Raw genomic sequence first — 1,737 nt, 5'->3', positions numbered from 1 at the left:
GAACCTGTGCGGCAACTACTGTCCGTCTTGATGTTGCTGGGCCGCGTCGATGCGGGCCTGCAGCTGCGCGCGGGTGCGCGCCTTGGGGCCTTCGACCGGGGCGATGTAGATGTCGTGGCGCGCGAGGAGTTCGGCAGCCCCGTCAGCGCACCGGTTCAGGTAGGTGCGGTGGCAGCCGAGGATCTCGGTGATCAGGACGGTCGTGGCCACCCGGCGGGCTCGTAGCACTGCGGCCAGTACGCGGATGTGGTGTTCGAGTTGACCGATTCCGTGGGCGGAGGGGCGCTGACGGGGCTGACCGGTGCGGCGGGTCAGGTCACGGTCGGCGAGCCACTGCCAGTCGTCGGCGACCAGCTCGACCAGGGAGTCCAGCTCCTGGCGGGGCATGCCAGTCAGGGCCGGGTCCGACAGCCAGGCAGTGGCGGCGGGATCTGTGCGGCGAGGCGGCGTTCGCTGCGGTTCCGGGGCCGGGTGCAGGGTGTAGTTCCAGTCGCCGTGGAAGGCGTCGCGGCTCAGCGGGAGGGCGGCGACCTGCCAGGGGGCGGGGTTCTGCCCGGTGGGATAGCGGTGGGTGTCCAGCTCGGCCTGGACGACAAGTCCGGTGCGGGTGTGAGCCGAGGCGATCGCCTTGACGGCGACCTCGTGGCTGGTCAGCGGGATGCCGCGCCAGGCGCAGGTGATCCGGGAGAACAGCCGGTGTTCGACCTTGTTCCATTTACTTGTGCCAGGCGGGAAGTGGCAGACCGTGATCGGAATGTCCATCTCGCGGGCAAGGGCGGCCAGTTGCCACCTCCAGGTGTGGAAGAGGACGCCGTTGGGTCCGCCGGCATCGGCGGTGATCAGCAAGGCGGCAGCGCGGGGGTGGTCGAGATGACCGCGGTCGTACCACCAGCGGCGGATCGACTCCACCGCGAAGGCGGCAGTGTTGCGGTCGGTGCCGACGTTGACCCAGCCGCTGTCCTTGCCGAGGTCGTAGATTCCGTACGGGGTGATCAGGTCAGTGTCGGCCGGGAAAGCGTGATCGTCGACCTCGATCGGGATGCCCTTGGGGCGCCAAGTGCGGCCCGGGCGCTGATAGTTGCCAATGGCCTCCTTCTTCTTCGCATCCACACTGATCACCGGCTGCCCGTCGGTGAGGAAGGCATTGACGGCGGCATGGATGTGCCGGAACTGCGCATCCCGGTCAGGGTGGTTGCCACCAGAACGGGTCTGCGCGGCAGCCTGCAGCGAGTAGCCCATCTGGTGCAACAACTTGCCTACGGTGGTCGCGCCGACCGGGTGCCCCGTGGCGGTCAGCTGCTCGGCCAGGTCACGGAGCGAGGCGGTGGTCCAGCGCAGCACAGAGGCCGGATCGCCCAGCTCGGTCGGCTCGATCAACGAGTCCAACGCCGCCTGCAGCCCGGGATCGGTCGTGGTCAACGGCTTGCGGCCACCACCCGGCGCGCGTTGCCGGCCCAGAACGGAAGGGCCCCCACGTAGCTGGTGCAGCCCGCGACTGACGGTGACGGTGGACACGCCGGCCGCCGTGGCCACCGCGGTGATACCGCCGTGCCCCAACGCCTGCGCCTCCGCGCCCAGATACAGGCGACGCTGCCGCTCGTCCAGATGCGGCAGGACCGCCTCGAACTTGCCGCATAAAGCTGCGACGGTTTCCGCCGAGACCTTCATGCCGTGCGCCTACCCTCACGCCGATCCGGAACCGGTAGAACAAGCAGTAGTTGCCGCACAGGTTCAGTT

The 1,737-nt window shown here is 68.9% G+C and carries 1 protein-coding gene; it reads right to left on the bottom strand.

What is annotated here, in order from left to right:
* Positions 1 to 15 precede the first annotated feature (15 nt).
* Positions 16 to 1,668, bottom strand: coding sequence for an ISAzo13 family transposase (locus AQJ91_RS48245; RefSeq protein ID WP_067036765.1), 1,653 nt, complete (start codon positions 1,666 to 1,668; stop codon positions 16 to 18).
* Positions 1,669 to 1,737 lie beyond the last annotated feature (69 nt).

Origin of the sequence: Streptomyces dysideae, from assembly GCF_001514305.1 — a bacterium.
Taxonomy (GTDB): Bacteria; Actinomycetota; Actinomycetes; order Streptomycetales; family Streptomycetaceae; genus Streptomyces; species Streptomyces dysideae.
Note: the sequence above shows the minus strand (reverse complement) of the source record. Positions and strands in the feature narration are given on the sequence as shown.